This window comes from Flaviaesturariibacter aridisoli, from assembly GCF_004343705.1.
Taxonomy (GTDB): domain Bacteria; phylum Bacteroidota; class Bacteroidia; order Chitinophagales; family Chitinophagaceae; genus Flavisolibacter; species Flavisolibacter aridisoli.
Window position 1 is genome coordinate 316,704 of sequence record NZ_SKFH01000001.1, and the last position, 15,330, is coordinate 332,033.

Consider the following 15,330-nt stretch of genomic DNA (forward strand, 5'->3'; position numbering starts at 1 on the left):
CGATGCGCCCACTGGTTCTTTCCTGCTGCCTCCTGCTCTCGCTCTTCACCACGGCCCAAACGCCGCCGGCCTGGAGCAGCTATGACGCCGCCGCCCCCGTGATTTTCCTCGACTTCGACGGCCACACCATTAACGGTACGCAATGGAACCTGAACGGCCCCATCGTATGCGGCCCGGCCAACATCAGCCTGGAGCAGCAAACGGAGATATTCAACCGCATCGCCGAAGACTATCGCCCGTTCCAGATCAACGTCACCACCGACTCCACGCGCTACTGGAGCGCACCGCCGAAGCAACGCATGCGCGTTGTATTCACTATTACCAACGGCTGGTACGGCAACAGCGTTGGCGGCGTTTCCTACATCGGTTCTTTTTCGTGGGGCGACAACACACCTGCCTTCGTGTTCACGGCCCTGCTCAACTACAACACCAAATGGCTTTCCGAGGCCGGTGCCCACGAGGCAGGCCACACCTTCGGCCTGCGCCACCAGGCGTCGTACAACACCTCTTGCGGTAAGATCACCGACTACAACCAGGGTACCGGCACGGGCGAGATCGGCTGGGCGCCCATCATGGGCGTGGGCTACTACCGCAACATGACCACCTGGAACCTGGGGCCCACCAACCAGGGCTGCAGCACCCAGCAGAGCGACGTGGACGTCATCACCAAAGCGGTCAACGGCATCACGTTCCGCGCCGACGACGTGCCCGACAGCCGCGAGCTCATTCGTTCGGCGGTCAGCAATGCCGACACCTTTTACGTGCAGGGTGTGATCGAGCGCAGCTCCGACCGCGACCTGTTTCGCTTCGCGCTGGCGCAAACGGGCCGCTTTCGCCTTGATGCTATTCCCTTCAACCTGGGCTCCGGCAATGTGGGCTCCAACCTCGACATCCTCGTGCAGCTGCTCGATACCGACGGCAACCCGCTCGGCTCTTATAATCCCGCGCCGCTGCTCAACTCGGTGATCGATACGCTGCTGCCTGCCGGCACTTACTACCTGTCTATCGACGGCAAGGGCAACCAGTTTGCCCCCGAATACGGCTCGCTCGGATCTTACGCCCTGCGCGGCAGCACCATGCCGCTGACGGTGCTGCCCCTGCGCAGCCTGCGCCTGCAGGGCCGCGCCGGCGCCGGCCGCCACAGCCTTTCCTGGGGTATCGATGCCGATGAGGCCGTAATGCGCCAGGAGCTGGAAGTGTCGGGCGACGGCCGCAACTTCCGCCCCCTCGCCGAACCCGGCGCTGCCGAGCGTGCCTATAGCTATGGCGCCACCGGGCGCCTGCAATACCGCCTGCACGTAACCTTCGACAACGGCCGTAGCTATTATTCCAACACGGTGCTCATCGCCCCCGCGGCCTCGGACGGCCACCCGCGCCTGCTGCAGAACCTGGTACGCGGCGGTGCGCTGACCGTGCAGGTGACAACCGAAACGAAGTACCAGGTGGGCAACAGCCTCGGCCAGCTGTTAGCCCACGGCACCCTTCCAACGGGCGGATCGACGCTATCGCTGCCGTCGCTGCCCGCGGGCACTTACTGGATCCGCTTCTGGGCGGGCGGTGAGGTGTTCCTCGAAAAGTTCGTTCAGCCCTGACGCCCGTTTTTGCACCCTATTTCCACACGGTGCGCCTGGGATTCGCCTGCGGTCCATTTTTTTTCGTATATTAGGGAAACCTTATATCTATGCGTTGGAGAAGATTCAACGGCGCAACGATCGACCTTCCGATCTACCAGGCGGTGGAAGACACCATCCGCCGGGAGACGGAGAAGGGGCAACGGCTCAAGGTCTGCATCGGCACCGATTCCCAGGTCAAAGGCCGCGATACCGAGTTCGCCACGGTAATCGTATTCCTGCGGGAAGGCCACGGCGGGTTCATGTTCATCCACAATGATCGCACGACCCAATCCTACTCCATAAAAGAGCGGATGCTGGTAGAAGTTGCGAAGAGTATAGAGGTTGCCTACGAGTTGTGCAACCTTTTTACTTTATACAATGTGGACATGGAAGTACATGCGGACATCAACACCAATCCCGGCTTCAAAAGCAACGACGCCCTGCGTGAGGCGATGGGCTATATCCTGGGGATGGGGTTTGCGTTCAAGGCGAAGCCGGATGCCTTTGCCAGCAGCTGTTGCGCCGACAAGATGGTGAATTAGCGGCGAAAGGCTACGGAAGCGGCGGCTCCGGTAGCCGCCCGGACCGCTGCGGGCGCCCCGGCGAAGCGCTGTCCCCGGTCGAGCAGCGAGCGCGCCTGCTCGGCGGCGAAAAAGGTGAGCAATACCACAACGAAAAGCGCTTGTACCACTCTTTTCTCGCGGGTTTTAAGTGCAGCTGGAATCATTCGGCAACAAAAGTAAAGACATTCTGCTCCGCCCGGCTTCCGTATTTATACAAACGGTCGCCTTCTAATTGCATTCTCATCCGTTGGCGGTCAGCGAGCTGATAAATCCGAGGATCTGTTTAATGCCCGTCCGCTTTTCGGCGGAAGTAACGAAGTGCGGCGGCGGCTCTTCCCAGGATTCGGAAAGGGCGTCGAGAAAGCGGCGCACGTTGGCGGCTACCTCGCGCTGGGTGCTTTTATCCGACTTGGTGAACACGAGCGCGAAGGGCACGCGCCAGGCGCCCAACTGGTTGACGAACTCGAGGTCGAGCTCCTGGGGCTCGTGGCGGCTGTCGATCAGCACAAAGAGGTTCACCAGGTTTTCGCGCTTCCGGATATAATTCTCGATCATCTTCGACCACTCCTTGCGCAGGCTTTGCGAGCGCTTGGCGAAGCCGTAGCCCGGAAGGTCTACGAGGTACCAGCTATGGCCGCTTTTGGCGTTGATGGTAAAGTGGTTGATCAGCTGCGTCTTGCCGGGCGTGCGCGACACCTTCGCGAGTTCCTTTTTGTCGGTGAGGGCGTTGATCAGCGAGCTTTTGCCCACGTTGCTACGCCCGATGAATGCATACTCGGGCCGGTCGGCCTTGGGGCACATATCCACAGACGGTGAGCTGATGAGGTATTCGGCTTTGATGATCTCCATGCGGCAAAGATAGTAGCCTTACCTTTGCCGCCCCATGAAGCGCTTTGCCCACGACGAGATAAAGCCCTTTTCCGAAGAAGGGAACAAGAAGCAGCAGGTGGCCGAGATGTTTGACGACATCGCCGGGCGCTATGACTTTATGAACCGCGTGCTGAGCGCACGGATCGATGTGCTGTGGCGCAAAGCGGCCATGCGCGCCCTCGCGCCCTACAAGCCGCAACTGCTGCTCGATGTGGCTACCGGCACCGGCGACATGGCGCTGATGGCGGCGCGCAGCCTCCGCCCCGCGCGGATCGTAGGGATCGATATCTCCGAAGGGATGCTCCAGGTGGGCCGCGAAAAGGTGCGGAAAGCCAATCTTGGAACGCAAATTGAGTTGGTCAGCGGCGACAGTGAGACAATAAACGCCGACGACAATACGTTTGATGCGGGAATGGTGGCCTTTGGTGTGCGCAACTTCGAGCACCTCGAAAAAGGCCTCGGTGAGATCCTGCGGGTACTGAAGCCGGGAGCACCGCTGGTAGTGCTGGAATTCAGCCGCCCGCGACTGCCGGTCGTGCGCCAGTTGTATGGATGGTATATGGGATGGCTGGCCCCGCAATTGGCAAAGTGGTTCCGTCAGAATAAACAGGCCTATCAATACCTCAACGCCTCCGCAAACGCCTTTCCCGACCGGCAGGATTTTGTCGCAATTATGAACAACGTGGGTTATATCAATACCTCGTTCAAACCGCTAAGCTTAGGAATATGTTGTTTATACGCCGGAATCAAAAGGCAGGATTGATTGGATGGGTACTGCTGTTCGTATGCTCGCTGGGAGCAAAGGCGCAGTTTATGAAGGAGATTAACCTCGAGGAGCATGAAGCCAAGCCGTACTACTTCGGCATCACCCTCGCCGGCAATATGGCCCGCTTTCACATCGAGCAGCATCCCTACTTCCTCGCACAGGATACCGTGCTGGTGATGGAGCCTACCAACTCGGGCGGCTTCGGTCTCGGACTGCTGGCCACCCTGCGGCTCAACCACCGCTTCGAAGCGCGCTTCAACCCGACGCTCATCTTCATGGAGCGCAACATCATTTACCAACTCAAATACAAGGATATCTTCGAGGACGGCGACGGCTTCAACGTCACCAAGAAGGTCGAGTCGGTCATCACCTCGTTCCCCTTGCAGCTGAAGTTCCGCTCCGACCGGATCGGCAACTTCCGGGTGTATATGCTCGGCGGCGTCAAGCTCGATTACGACCTGGCCTCCAATGCCAAGGCGCGACAGGCCGAGAACATGATCAAGATCGGCAAGCTCGATTACGGCATCGAAGGCGGCCTCGGCTTCAATTTCTATTTCAAAAGCTTCATCTTCTCGCCCGAAGTGAAATTCTCCAACGGCCTGCGCAACATGCACGACCGCGATGCCAACCTCAAATACTCCAACGTCATCGACCGCATCCAGAGCCGGATGATCGTGTTTTCCATTCACCTCGAAGGATAGCCCGGCCCCTTGTCCGCCCGGCCTCCGCGCCCTAGACTACGGCCGGCGGCGCGAAGGGGGGCACATAGGTGGAACCATCTTTTTGTTTTCAACAATCTTATTGGCTTGCTCTTGAAAACCCGGATCGCATCGCGATCCGGGTTTTATTTCCCCTTCCCTCGGGGAAGGGGCCAGGGGATGGGTCAGGCGAGTTGTTTCCGAAAGCAAATACTGCTTTCCACGCCTGCATACGGCCCGTAATTGGGAATCACTTCGTAGCCGGCATGCCGGTACACGGCTACCGCTTCGGGGTTGTTGGTGCCCGTTTCCAGCACGGTGCTTTCGTAGCCCAGCTCGTGGGCCCAGCCTTCGAGCCCCGCCAGCACGCGGGCGGCGATGCCCTGCCGGCGCGCCCCCGGCTGCACGAACATGCGCTTTACTTCCATAGCGCCGGGCGCCCACTCTTTGATGGCGCCGCAGCCCACGGCCGCACCGTCGCGACGTGCCAGCAGCACATAGCGGATGGCGTCGAGCCCGTTGTATTGCCCGTAGAAATCCTGCGTGTCGCCATTGAGTTCGGCGAGGCCGGCATCGAGTTGCTGCACAAGCGCGCGGAAGTCGGGATCAGCCGCATCAGTGCGTTGAAGAACGATCGCGTCGGGATGGGAATACAGCATGGTAAAAATTTACAGGCCTCAGCGCCCTATTGAATGGTCCTTATCCAATGATTATCAGTCAATGGCCCCCCCGGCCTACAGGCTTTCAGCGTGCTCCTTCAGCAAGGCGCGCTCGCGGGCGCTGAGGCCCTGCATGCCCTTCCGGGCCACCTTTTCAAGAAGGCGGTCCACTTCCTCCTGCCGCAGCTTGCGGCCGGCGTTGTATTGGTCGTCGATGCTGTAATCGCCGAGTTCGTAGCGGGGGGGCTGTGAGCGCCGCGTAAAGAGGTAGACCAGTGCGCCTACCACAAGAAAGGTAATCAGAAGCAACATGGTGAATTCATTCCTGGATGGTCGGATAAAGATAGGGCGGCAGTTGGTTTGCGGCTGTTAACTTCGGGCTAAGCCTTAGCGTACGGACAGCCGGTTGATGACAAGGAGGCAGCCGGCGCGGGCCGGAGCGTTGGAGCGTAGTAACACGCGGCCCCGGCGAAAGGGAAGCGGGCCGCTCTTCGTTTCGATGAGAATGCCGCCCTCGTCGGGAAAGCCGTTGTAATAGGTGCTCACGGTATACTGGCCGCCGTTACTGCGGATGCTGGAAAAATACCACACGTTGTTGCGTACTTCCGTGCTGCCACTGTAGGCACTGCGGGTGGAAAGTTTGTTGAGATCGCTGTACAGCGGCTGGCTGTTGGCGGGGTCGTACATCAGGCCGGAGCTGTCCGCCAGGGCGAGCGCGAAGTCGCTGCTGCTGCCGGCATCGTTGCACATCCAGGTAATGCGGATCTCGCGGTTGTCGAGCGCGTAGGTACCGGCGGTAAAGAGGATGCTGCCGAAGCCGGGGCTGCTGTTGTAGCCGTGCACGCCGTCGCTTTCAAATTCAAAGTGGCCGGGAGCCGGCGTTTCGAAGGCGCGCCGCCCCAGGTCGTAGTGCCGCCAGTGTGCGCTGTCGTTGGGCACCATTGTGCTGTCGGCCGTCGCCGGTGGCGGGGGGGGAATCGGGAGCCCGGGGTATTCGTCTGACACCACACGGCAGCCGGCCGTAAGCAGGCAACAGGTGAGGGCAAGGAAGCTGAATTGGGATAAACGACCCATATATGCAGGTATTTGGCAGCCTTTGGGCTTCCCAAATTTACTTTTTTCGGGCAATAAAAAAAGCCGGCGCGGGGCCGGCTTTCGAAAAATAAGGTATCGGTCAGCGAATAGAAAGCTCGTGAATAACGATGCTGGCGCCAGACCCGCCGAAGGGGTCGCCGGCGCGGAGGCTGATGCGACCGCGGTTGCGGGTGAACGAGCCGCTGCGGCTCTCGATCACGGTGCCGCCACTGCCGCTGTAGTTGCCGGTGGCGGTGCTGAGCGTGTAGCTGCCATTGCCGGTCACGATGGTCGTATAATACCAGAGATCAGCGGAAATGATCACCGAGTTGCCCACCGCGTTGCGGGTGCTGAGGTTGTTGAGGTCTTCGAAATTTCTCAGGTTGGTCACCGGCTCGTAAATGGTGCCGGTGCTGTCGGCAAAGGAGAACATATAGTTGCAGAAAGAACCGCCGTCGCGGGGCTTCCAGGCTACTTTGATGGTACGGTTGGTCAGCGTATAGGGCAACCTCGTGAGCAGGAAGGCCCCGAGCCGGTAGCTCTCGGCGGTTGCTTTCACACCTTCACTTGTATACTCGAACTTACCCGCCGTGGGAGCCACGTAGGCTACCGACTGCACCCCGAAATAGGTCCAGTGAGCCGTGTCCATTGCCACGCTCGAAGAATCCACCGGGGTGGTTACCACAGGCTGGGGCGGGGTGTGGTCGTGCGGCTGGCAGGCGGCCAGTGACAGGAGGAGGGACGTGCCGCCGAAAAGGGCGGCAAAGTAGAAGCGGGCAGTTAGTTTCATACGTTTTTGTTTGATGCTGAGTCTCCCTAAAAATACACCTAACGCCCGCCGGACGCAAAAAAAAACCGCCCATTTGGACGGTCTGTTCGGGGGATTTTCGGGGGATGCTAGTTGTGTTTGACCTTCACCTTCCGGCCTTTCTTGCGGTCCTGGTGCTTACCCCAGGCATAACCGCCGGCCGCGCCCACAACACCGCCGATAACGGCGCCTTTACCTTTCTTGCGGCTCACGACGGCGCCGGTGGCGGCACCGGCTGCGGCACCTATGACCGTGTTCTGCCGGGCGCGGCTGCGCGTGGTCGTGGTCTGGGCATCGGCCTCCTGGCTGAAGGCGCTCAGGGCAAGGGCCAGCAAACCGCTATAAACAAGCTTTTTCATAATCCATTGATTTGTTCCGCCTTTTCTCAAAAAAGAAACGTGCCAGAATCCATGCCCAGCTCTTCGCTACGCTTGTTAAAAGCCGGGTTGGAACTACGGAGACCGGCTGAAGGGCGGTGCCTTTTTCCAAAAAAACAAAAGGCCCCGAAGGGCCCTTTCCTGAGTAAGGTGCATGCCCGGATCATTTACCCTGGAACAAGCCGTCTACCAGTTGCTGGTCGAAATGCTCCGTCGGGCTACCCGTTACGTTATGGTATACCGCCGAGATGAATACGGTGTGGGCGGCGCTCATCACCGTCATCAGCAGGAACAGCCCGGCGAGGCCAAGCACGATACCGAGCACGAGATGCACGGTGAAGCCGAGGAGGAACAGCGGTAATACCACCAGCAGCAGGCCCAGCAGGTTCACGACCCCGAAGCTGAACCGCGATCCGAGGCTCTCGCCCCACTTCTCGCGCATCAGCTGCGAAGAGCGTTTGAAGGCATCGATGGGGCCGAGTTCTTCATACGCGATCACGGGCACCACGAAGAACGTAGCGATACTGAAAACGATCCCGATAATACCGGTGATGATCTTGCCGATCAGCCCGGAATTTTCCTGGATGACCCGCAGGATCGTTCCCACCGTGGCTGCAAAGAGCGCCCACGAAAAGATCACCGGGAGGCGGCTGACGCTGAACCGGATGCCTTCCCGCACACTCACTTCCTGGCCCAGGAAATACAGGCGGGTGCAATGCACGAGGGCCATGTTGAAAAAGGTAATGACAAAATAGTTGACGAGGTAAAACACGAACATCGTTCCGTAGGTGAACACCTTATTGTCGGGGTTGAATTGATCGATGTCGGCAAAAGCAAAGAAAGCGCCGGCAAACGAGCCGATGATCAGGAGCAGTGACAGCCCGGAAAGCACCGGGAAAATCAGCAGCTGCTTGTTGGCACGCAGAATGGAAAAGCTGTTGAGCGCAATGCGCCAGCCGGTGGAGAGGCGATCAAAAAAAGACATAGAAGAAAGTTTAGGTTTTGACTAAGCTACAAAATCCCGCTCGTTGTTTTAAAGCGGCCGGAAAAAAATGCGGCCGCACAGCCAGGAACGGAAGAAATAACCTAAAAAGCAAAAGGACGCGCATACGATATGATGCCAAACCTGATGTTCCTTAACGCGGCTTCGCGCGCTCGTATGGTAACGGCCAGGGAAGATCGTCGCCCAGTTCCTGTGCCGCGTGGAGGGGGAAGTAGGGGTCGCGCAGCAACTGGCGGGCAATGAGCACGAGGTCGGCCTGCCCGGCCTGGAGAATGCCTTCGGCTTCCGCCGCGCTGTTGATCATACCCACCGCGCCGGTGCGGATGCCGCTCTCCCGGCGGATCTGCTCGGCAAAAGGAACCTGGTACAGCGGTCCCACCGGGATGTGCGCCTTCGGTACGTTGCCGCCGCTGGAGCAGTCGATCAGGTCCACGCCGAGCTCCGAGAGGAGGCGCGCGAGGGCCACCGAGTCTTCGGGCGTCCAGCCGCCTTCGGTCCAGTCGGTGGCCGACATCCGTACAAATACGGGAAGGTCGGAAGGCCAGGCCGCGCGCACGGCGTCGGTCACTTCCAACAGCAGGCGCACGCGGTTGTCGAAGGAACCGCCGTATTCGTCTTCCCGCTCATTGCTCAGGGGCGAGAGAAACTGGTGCAGGAGGTAGCCGTGGGCGGCATGTATTTCTACAACTTTATAACCGGCGGCGCGTGCGCGCTGCGTAGCGGCCGTGAAGTCGCCGATGACCTTGCGGATGCCGGCCGCATCCAGCGCTACGGGTTGCGGGTAGTCGTCGCGGAAGGCTTTGGCGCTGGGCGCCACTACCGTCCAGCCGCCTTCGCTGACCGCCGTGCCGCCCTTCCAGGGTGCGCTGGTACTGGCCTTGCGGCCCGCGTGGGCGAGCTGGATGCCGGGCACGGAGCCCTGTGTTTCGAGGAAGCTGGTGATCCGCTTCAGGCCTTCGATGTGGGCGTCGCTCCAGATGCCGAGGTCGTCGGGGCTGATGCGCCCTTCGGGCGATACGGCCGTGGCCTCGCAGATGATGAGGCCGGCGCCACCCACGGCGCGGCTGCCCAGGTGCACGAGGTGCCAGTCGTTGGCGAAACCGTCCACACTGCTGTATTGGCACATGGGCGATACCACGATGCGGTTAGGAAGGCGAAGGCCGCGGAAGACGATAGGCTCGAAGAGTAGGGACATGCGCTCAGGGGTTGGGCATCAAAACTAACGACGGGCCCTGTAGCCTCAGAGGCTTTTCTCGAGCGCGCGCCGCGCGCAGTTCTCGCAGTAGAGGCTTTTCCAGAAAGGCTCGAGCAGCAGTTGCATGCTGATGCCGCCGCGGTCGGTGGCGCGGAAGAAGCCGCACACACGGGCATTGTCGATGCTTTCGGCATTGAGCAGGATCCGCCGCATGCCTTCGTCTTCCTCGAAATCGTGGCCGGTGAAAAACGCCAGGTTGATGTAAAAGAACAGCAGGTCGGCATCCACATCAACCCGCTCCATCCGGGGCGCAATGAGCTCGTCGGCCCATTGGTATTGCGCGTAATGGCAGAAATAGCGGCCGATCGACAGCAGGTCGTTGTCGGGCCAGTCGGGGCGGATGTACCGGTTCTTCACTTCTTCCAGCAGCTGGTCTTTTTCGGCGAATTTCTCCTGCCGCATCAGGATCTCGCACAGCACAATGCGGGAGTTGATCTCCATGCGGTCCACGAGCGCCGCTGGTGTACCCAGCCGGCGAAGCCGGGCGATGCGTGCCGCCACGTCGTTGCGGTCCGCCGCCTTTTCATTGTATTGCCAGAGGCGCAGCAGCAGCGCGGCGATGTTGTACTGCACGCGCAGATTCGAAGGGTCAAGCTGTTCGATCTTCCGCAGTTCCTGCAACGCTTCGTCCTCGCTGATCTCGCGCAGCAGCTGGCGGTACACCACCTGGTCGTTGAGCAGGCGGCTGTAGGGCTTTTCAGCCGGTATCTCGAGGCGCGCCAGGAAGTCGTCGGGAAGGTGGTTGTCGGCCACCCGGCCGAATACCTCGCGCTGGATCGCGCTGGCCTCGTCGAGCCGCGCGCGGCCGAGGGCCTGGCGGAAGCGGGGGAGGAGGCTGTCCGCGGGGAGGCGCAGGCCTTCGTTCTGATCGAGGTACAGGGTAACGACGGCCTTGCGCTGCGGCGCCAGCAGGTATTCGAGCGAGTCGAGCAGCGCCCGGTTTTGCAGGCGTTGTTTTACCGCCGCCTTGGGCAGGCCGGCGAGGTAGGCGAAGGGCGTTCCCGGCAGGGCCTGTACAAACTCCACCCAGTTTTCACCGCTGCTCAACTCGGTGCGGATCGGGTCTTTCTGGAACGATTGAATGGCGCCGGCGATGCTTTGCCCGCGCTGCCGCTGCAGGGTGAGGTTGGCTGCCAGCGCGCCTTCCACGGAGGAGAACGCGCGAATGCTCACCTTGCGCACCCGCTGCCCGCCGCGGCTCAGCGAATCGTAGAGCGGCGCGATGTCGGCGGGTGCAAAGCGGGCCGCTCCTTTTCGGAACGGAATGACCACTGTCGCCTTCCGGGAAAAGAAAAAGGCCTTCCCGTCTTTCGCGGCGGCGCCGTTGCGCAGCAGCGAGTCGGTATACAGGCCCATGTCGAGCAGCTCCCAGAGCGACTGGTCGAGGTGGGTGAAGTTGCGGTAAAAGCTGACCTCGCGGTTGCGAAGGATCACCAGGTTGCCTTCCAGCTCCTGTCCGCGCAGCGACGGCGGCACCGGGCCGATCCGTACTTCTACGGTTCCGTCGGGAAAGCGCTTCAGGGTGCGGAGCATTTCTTCATAGAGCACGGGCTTCAGCACCACACCGCGGTACCAGTTGCCGGCAGCAAGCGGCGCCGCGCCGCATTCAAGGCGGGCCCGCGGTACGAGGTCGGCCGTCAGGGCATCGCCCGGGCCGCTGAAGATCTTGTGGAACCAGTTTTCACTCGTCAGCTGGAACACCACGTCGTCGCCCTTGAAGTGGATCCCGAAGAGCACTTCCTTGGGACGTGCTTCTATAGTGGCCTGTTGCTGCAGCGCCGCGGCGCCTGTGGCAAAGCCGGAGATACCGAAAACAGTTTGCGCTACCGATACCGAAGCGGTCAGCAGCAGGCAGAGGAAGGAGAGGGGACGAAGCATGCGGGCAATTGGTTGGCACCAAGGTACAGCATCCGGCGGGTTCGGAAGAATCGTCTTTATGGCCTGTACGGCGCCGTTAGGTTTGGATCTTCAGTGCTTCCACGGGCAGCAGCACCTGGAAGGTCGCGCCCTCATCGGGTCGGGAGAGCGCCCGCACCGCCCCCCCGTGCCGGAAGGCCACCTTCTGCACGATGGCCAGGCCGATGCCGGAGCCTTCGTATTCGGCGCGGCCGTGCAGGCGTTGAAATACCTGGAAGATCTTGCTGGCGTATTGCATGTCGAAGCCGATGCCGTTGTCGCGCACTTCCACCAGGTACCAGCCGTCGCCGGAGAGGCCCGCTGCCGCCGGTGCTTCATCGCCGGGTGGCAGGAGGCGGCCGCTGACCGCGATGACCAGCTTGCGCTCCGTACTGTGGTACTTGATGGCGTTGCCCAGCAGGTTTTGAAAGAGCTGCTGCAGCTGGCGCGCATCGCCCTCCAGCTTCGGCAGCGGCCCGATCTGCACGTCGGCGCCGGCTTCCTGGATGGCGCCGTCGAGGTCCTGCAGCACTTCGCCCAGCACCGCGTTGAGATCGACCGGGCTGAATGCCTCCTGGCGGGTGCTCACGCGCGAGTAGGCCAGCAGGTCTTCGATGAGACCCTTCATACGGCCCGCCGCCGATTGCAGGCGCTGCAGCAATCCTTCCTGGCCCGCCGACAGCGTGCCCGCCAGCTCGTGGGCGAGGCGGTCGGAAAACGTGGTGATCTTGCGGAGCGGCTCCTGCAGGTCGTGCGAGGCGGCGTAGGCAAACTCCTCGAGGTCGGCATTGGACTGCTCCAGTTGCCGCGTGCGCTCGCTGATCTCCTGGATGGCGCGGCGCTCGTCCGACTTATCCTGCATCATCGTGAGCACGCCGCCGCGAAAGCGGACGCGGAACACGCGCGCATAGCGGTTGATGATCGGGTTATACATATCGGCTGTAACCGTTTCGCCGTCCGTGAAGGCGCGCAGGTGCTCGGCCAATACTTTGGGACGCATTTCGTCGGTGAGCGAAGGTGTGTCGGAAAGGCGCAGGTGGCCCAGCTGCGCGCGCGACAGTTTCAGGTATTGCAGGCCGGTATCGTTGCTGAAAACGTATTCGAAATCGGCCACGCCTTCCCCCGATTCGTTCCAGATGGGGCGCAGCCACACGTAGGCCTGCGGTTGCCAGTCGAATAGTTCGCTAAAAAGGGCCTGGTCAAGGGTGGGTTCACTCATGGTAGAAAGGGCGAGCGGCAAATTACGGATGGGCCGCCGAAGAGCAAAGGCGCCGGAACAGCTTCCTTACCCGCAGCAGCGGTTTGAGATTAAGGAGTGCCGGCAGCATTGCTTACCGGCGCTAGCGGGTTTCCCCTAAAATACAGAAATCGGCGCTGCCGCCTGCCGCGCTTACGGATGGGGTTGAGTAGATTCGGTAGGTAAATCCGAGTGCCCTATGCAACTCCATACCCTCCGCCTCCCGCTGCCCCGCCTCGGCGACTTCCTGGCCCCCGTGAGCCGCAGCGCCTATTATGAAAGCCTTATCGGCGACAGCCTACCCGGACTTTACCGCGAGCTGGGCGGATCCTTCCCGTTCCGCCACGCCTGCACCGCGTCGCTTGAAGCGCCTGGTCTCCGTTTCGGCAGCAGCCCCCTCCAGGTGGCGCTGCAGCTTGGCCTGCCCCGCCACGTGCAGAAACGGGAGGGCGTGCGGATCGCGCTTTACGGCAGCCGCTGCGGGCGCCGTGGCGCCTACGTGATCTGTCATTTCGTGAAAGGACGGCTGGCGCTGGTGCAGCAGGTGTTTCCCGCCTTTTCCGATGCCGGCACCGAGGTGGCGGCGCTGCTGGCGCAGCAATACGGGCTGCGGCTGCCCGCGCAGGAGGAAGACTTCCTGCTGTTCAACGCCGCGGGGCAGCGCCTCGTGGTGCGCCGCGACCGCTCGGTGCAATTGTTCTACCTCGGCGGCGAAGGACTGCCGGATTTGAGCGACGGCTTGCCGCATCGAACGGCCTGGTATGCAACCCATCATTGATATAGCAGAGCGCCTTTCGGGGCGCTCGTTTTTTTAGGAAGGCGGCCCCTTCGTTCGTAACTTTAAAGTACCCACCCACGCACCCTTTGAAATAGTTGTACGATTTCCTAACCTCTAAACGATACAGCTATGAACGAAGCTTCCCAACTGCAAGACGTCCGGCCGGAAGTGCTGCACGATCTGCAGGATTATTTCAAGACCCACGACCCACGTTACCTCACCGAAGACGTCGTGTACCGCAACCTCTCCACGGGCGAAGTGCACCGCGGCCGCGCCGAAGTAGGCGCCCTGCTCCAGCAGGTGTACCGGGTGGCTTTTGATGCCCGCCTCGAGGTAGACCTCCTGTTCGTGCACGAGCACGAAGCGATGATGGAAGGCACCATCCGCGGGCGGCACGTGGGTGAATTCAACGGCATCGCTGCCACCGGCCAGGAAGTGGCCATTCCCCTCCAGGCAGCCTATACCCTCCGCGACGGACTTATCGCCGAAAACCGGTTCTTTATTTCGCTTGCCGTATTTTACCAGCAACTGGGCATGCAGCCCGCGCAGCCCCACACGCGCAGCGCATACGTGGTGCGCGATGCTTTTCAATTGCACTTCGGCGCCTTCCGCGAAGCCCGCAAGCTGCTGGTGGAAGCCCTCGACAAGGACCTCGTGCCCCGCGACCCGGGCACCCGCGTGTTTACCGACTTCACCGGCGACTCCTACCGCCTCATACTCGAAAAGGGCTTCGACAGCCTCAGCGCCTACGAGCAGGGCCTTAGCGGCAATATGAGCCAGGAGGCCTGGCAACAGTGGTACGCCAGCTTCAAGCCACTGGTGGAGCGCAGCCACCGCGAGATCCTGCGGCAGGTGTATTAGAAGCGGTCTTCAAGGGACTGCCCGAGTCGTCAGGCGTGAGGCGTCAGGCGTGAACTGGGACGGCCCGAAAGTGTCGTGAGGCGTGAGGCGTCAGGTGTGGGCAGGGACTGCCCGAAAGAGTCGTCAGGCGTGAGGCGTCAGGTGTGGGCAGGGACTGCCCGACAGTAGTGAATGTTCTTCTGACGCCTCACGCCTCACGCCTGACGCCTCACGCCTCACGCCTGACGCCTGACGCCTCACGCCTCACGCCTCCCGCCTGACGCCTGAAGCCTGACGCCTCACGCCTGACGCCTCACGCCTCCCGCCTCACGATGACTCTGCGAGCTTCATTAAGCTGCCGACTTCGGGTCCCAGCCGATGCTCCAGCGCACGCCGAAGCGGTCGGTGACCACGCCGAAGAGGGCGCCCCAGAATTGCATCTTGAGGGCGTCGTATACGTGACCGCCGTCGGACAGCTTTTCAAAGTAGCGGCGGCATTCTTCTTCGGTGGCGCAGGCGACCATCACGGCGAAGTTGTTGCCGGCGGTGAAGGGCGGCGGCGTCAGGTCGGAGGCCATGAGCACGAAGGCGCCGTTGTTCAACTGGCCGTGCATGATGCGGCTATGCGCCTCGGGCGGAAAGTGCGCCGCCATCGGCGAAGATCCGACCTCCAGCAGCTGCAGCTCGCCGCCGAAGCAGTCTTTGTAAAACGTGAGGGCTTCGCGGGCCTGCCCGTCGAAGTTGACGTAGGGAATAGCGTGGGTATGCATAAGCGGTTGTTTGTGCAAACGTAAGAGAAGGTTTTGGTGGTTTTGAAGGTTTTGGAGGTTTTGATGGTTTGGTGATCCGGGCACAAAAAAGCCCCCGCCGCGGCGGGGGCTCCGTTTTTCGGG

The 15,330-nt window shown here is 61.1% G+C and carries 18 protein-coding genes; 6 read left to right on the forward strand and 12 right to left on the reverse strand.

The features are described from left to right. The first annotated feature begins 2 nt into the window (after positions 1 to 2). Together E0486_RS01405 and E0486_RS01410 are read left to right on the forward strand one after the other, a co-directional pair. The gene (locus tag E0486_RS01405; protein ID WP_131850345.1) at positions 3 to 1,592 is read left to right on the forward strand and encodes a reprolysin-like metallopeptidase; all 1,590 of its coding nucleotides are present in this window, start codon (positions 3 to 5) and stop codon (positions 1,590 to 1,592) included. An 89-nt stretch (positions 1,593 to 1,681) separates the two neighbouring features. Next, a complete protein-coding gene (locus tag E0486_RS01410; protein ID WP_131850346.1) occupies positions 1,682 to 2,155 on the forward strand; it encodes a ribonuclease H-like YkuK family protein in 474 nt (157 codons plus the stop codon). Here E0486_RS01410 and E0486_RS18695 read toward each other — a convergent pair. Both E0486_RS18695 and yihA read right to left on the reverse strand, forming a co-directional pair. Then, positions 2,152 to 2,304 (reverse strand): hypothetical protein, encoded by a 153-nt coding sequence (locus E0486_RS18695; RefSeq protein WP_165917147.1) that lies wholly within the window; start codon positions 2,302 to 2,304, stop codon positions 2,152 to 2,154. The two genes, E0486_RS01410 and E0486_RS18695, sit on opposite strands and share 4 nt — an antisense overlap. A 112-nt stretch (positions 2,305 to 2,416) precedes the next feature. Next, entirely contained in the window at positions 2,417 to 3,025 is a 609-nt protein-coding gene (gene yihA, locus E0486_RS01415) for a ribosome biogenesis GTP-binding protein YihA/YsxC (RefSeq protein WP_131850347.1), read from the reverse strand. Positions 3,026 to 3,059: 34 nt separating this feature from the next. Between yihA and ubiE the strand changes: the two genes are divergently transcribed. Then, complete coding sequence (gene ubiE / locus E0486_RS01420; RefSeq protein ID WP_131850348.1) at positions 3,060 to 3,809, forward strand: bifunctional demethylmenaquinone methyltransferase/2-methoxy-6-polyprenyl-1,4-benzoquinol methylase UbiE; 750 nt, start codon at positions 3,060 to 3,062, stop codon at positions 3,807 to 3,809. After that, on the forward strand, positions 3,773 to 4,513 hold the full coding sequence (gene porT, locus E0486_RS01425) for a type IX secretion/gliding motility protein PorT/SprT (protein ID WP_131850349.1): 741 nt from the start codon (positions 3,773 to 3,775) through the stop codon (positions 4,511 to 4,513). Before ubiE ends, porT begins: the two co-directional genes overlap by 37 nt. Before the next feature lie 182 nt (positions 4,514 to 4,695). Here porT and E0486_RS01430 read toward each other — a convergent pair whose 3' ends face one another. The 9 genes from E0486_RS01430 to E0486_RS01470 form a co-directional block, all read right to left on the reverse strand. After that, positions 4,696 to 5,169 carry a GNAT family N-acetyltransferase gene (locus E0486_RS01430; protein WP_131850350.1) on the reverse strand — a complete coding sequence of 158 codons (474 nt, stop codon included), beginning with the start codon at positions 5,167 to 5,169 and terminating at the stop codon, positions 4,696 to 4,698. Between the two features lie 75 nt (positions 5,170 to 5,244). Then, complete coding sequence (locus E0486_RS01435; RefSeq protein ID WP_131850351.1) at positions 5,245 to 5,481, reverse strand: DUF6576 domain-containing protein; 237 nt, start codon at positions 5,479 to 5,481, stop codon at positions 5,245 to 5,247. Positions 5,482 to 5,556: 75 nt separating this feature from the next. After that, positions 5,557 to 6,243 (reverse strand): hypothetical protein, encoded by a 687-nt coding sequence (locus tag E0486_RS01440; RefSeq protein WP_131850352.1) that lies wholly within the window; start codon positions 6,241 to 6,243, stop codon positions 5,557 to 5,559. 100 nt (positions 6,244 to 6,343) lie between these two features. Next, entirely contained in the window at positions 6,344 to 7,033 is a 690-nt protein-coding gene (locus E0486_RS01445; RefSeq protein WP_131850353.1) for a hypothetical protein, read from the reverse strand. 107 nt (positions 7,034 to 7,140) lie between these two features. Then, positions 7,141 to 7,410 (reverse strand): glycine zipper domain-containing protein, encoded by a 270-nt coding sequence (locus tag E0486_RS01450; RefSeq protein WP_131850354.1) that lies wholly within the window; start codon positions 7,408 to 7,410, stop codon positions 7,141 to 7,143. 181 nt (positions 7,411 to 7,591) lie between these two features. Beyond that, complete coding sequence (locus E0486_RS01455) at positions 7,592 to 8,413, reverse strand: DUF6159 family protein (protein ID WP_131850355.1); 822 nt, start codon at positions 8,411 to 8,413, stop codon at positions 7,592 to 7,594. A gap of 151 nt (positions 8,414 to 8,564) precedes the next feature. After that, the gene (locus E0486_RS01460; RefSeq protein ID WP_131850356.1) at positions 8,565 to 9,626 is read right to left on the reverse strand and encodes an NADH:flavin oxidoreductase/NADH oxidase; all 1,062 of its coding nucleotides are present in this window, start codon (positions 9,624 to 9,626) and stop codon (positions 8,565 to 8,567) included. A 45-nt stretch (positions 9,627 to 9,671) separates the two neighbouring features. Beyond that, a complete protein-coding gene (locus tag E0486_RS01465; protein WP_131850357.1) occupies positions 9,672 to 11,564 on the reverse strand; it encodes a hypothetical protein in 1,893 nt (630 codons plus the stop codon). A gap of 76 nt (positions 11,565 to 11,640) precedes the next feature. After that, positions 11,641 to 12,801, reverse strand: coding sequence for a sensor histidine kinase (locus E0486_RS01470; protein ID WP_131850358.1), 1,161 nt, complete (start codon positions 12,799 to 12,801; stop codon positions 11,641 to 11,643). Between the two features lie 217 nt (positions 12,802 to 13,018). On the opposite strand from E0486_RS01470, the gene E0486_RS01475 reads away from it, so the two are divergent. Continuing rightward, positions 13,019 to 13,597, forward strand: coding sequence for a hypothetical protein (locus E0486_RS01475; protein ID WP_131850359.1), 579 nt, complete (start codon positions 13,019 to 13,021; stop codon positions 13,595 to 13,597). Between the two features lie 129 nt (positions 13,598 to 13,726). Then, complete coding sequence (locus tag E0486_RS01480) at positions 13,727 to 14,458, forward strand: ester cyclase (RefSeq protein ID WP_131850360.1); 732 nt, start codon at positions 13,727 to 13,729, stop codon at positions 14,456 to 14,458. Between the two features lie 329 nt (positions 14,459 to 14,787). Here E0486_RS01480 and E0486_RS01485 read toward each other — a convergent pair whose 3' ends face one another. Next, positions 14,788 to 15,207 (reverse strand): VOC family protein, encoded by a 420-nt coding sequence (locus E0486_RS01485; RefSeq protein ID WP_165917148.1) that lies wholly within the window; start codon positions 15,205 to 15,207, stop codon positions 14,788 to 14,790. Positions 15,208 to 15,330: the final 123 nt, after the last annotated feature.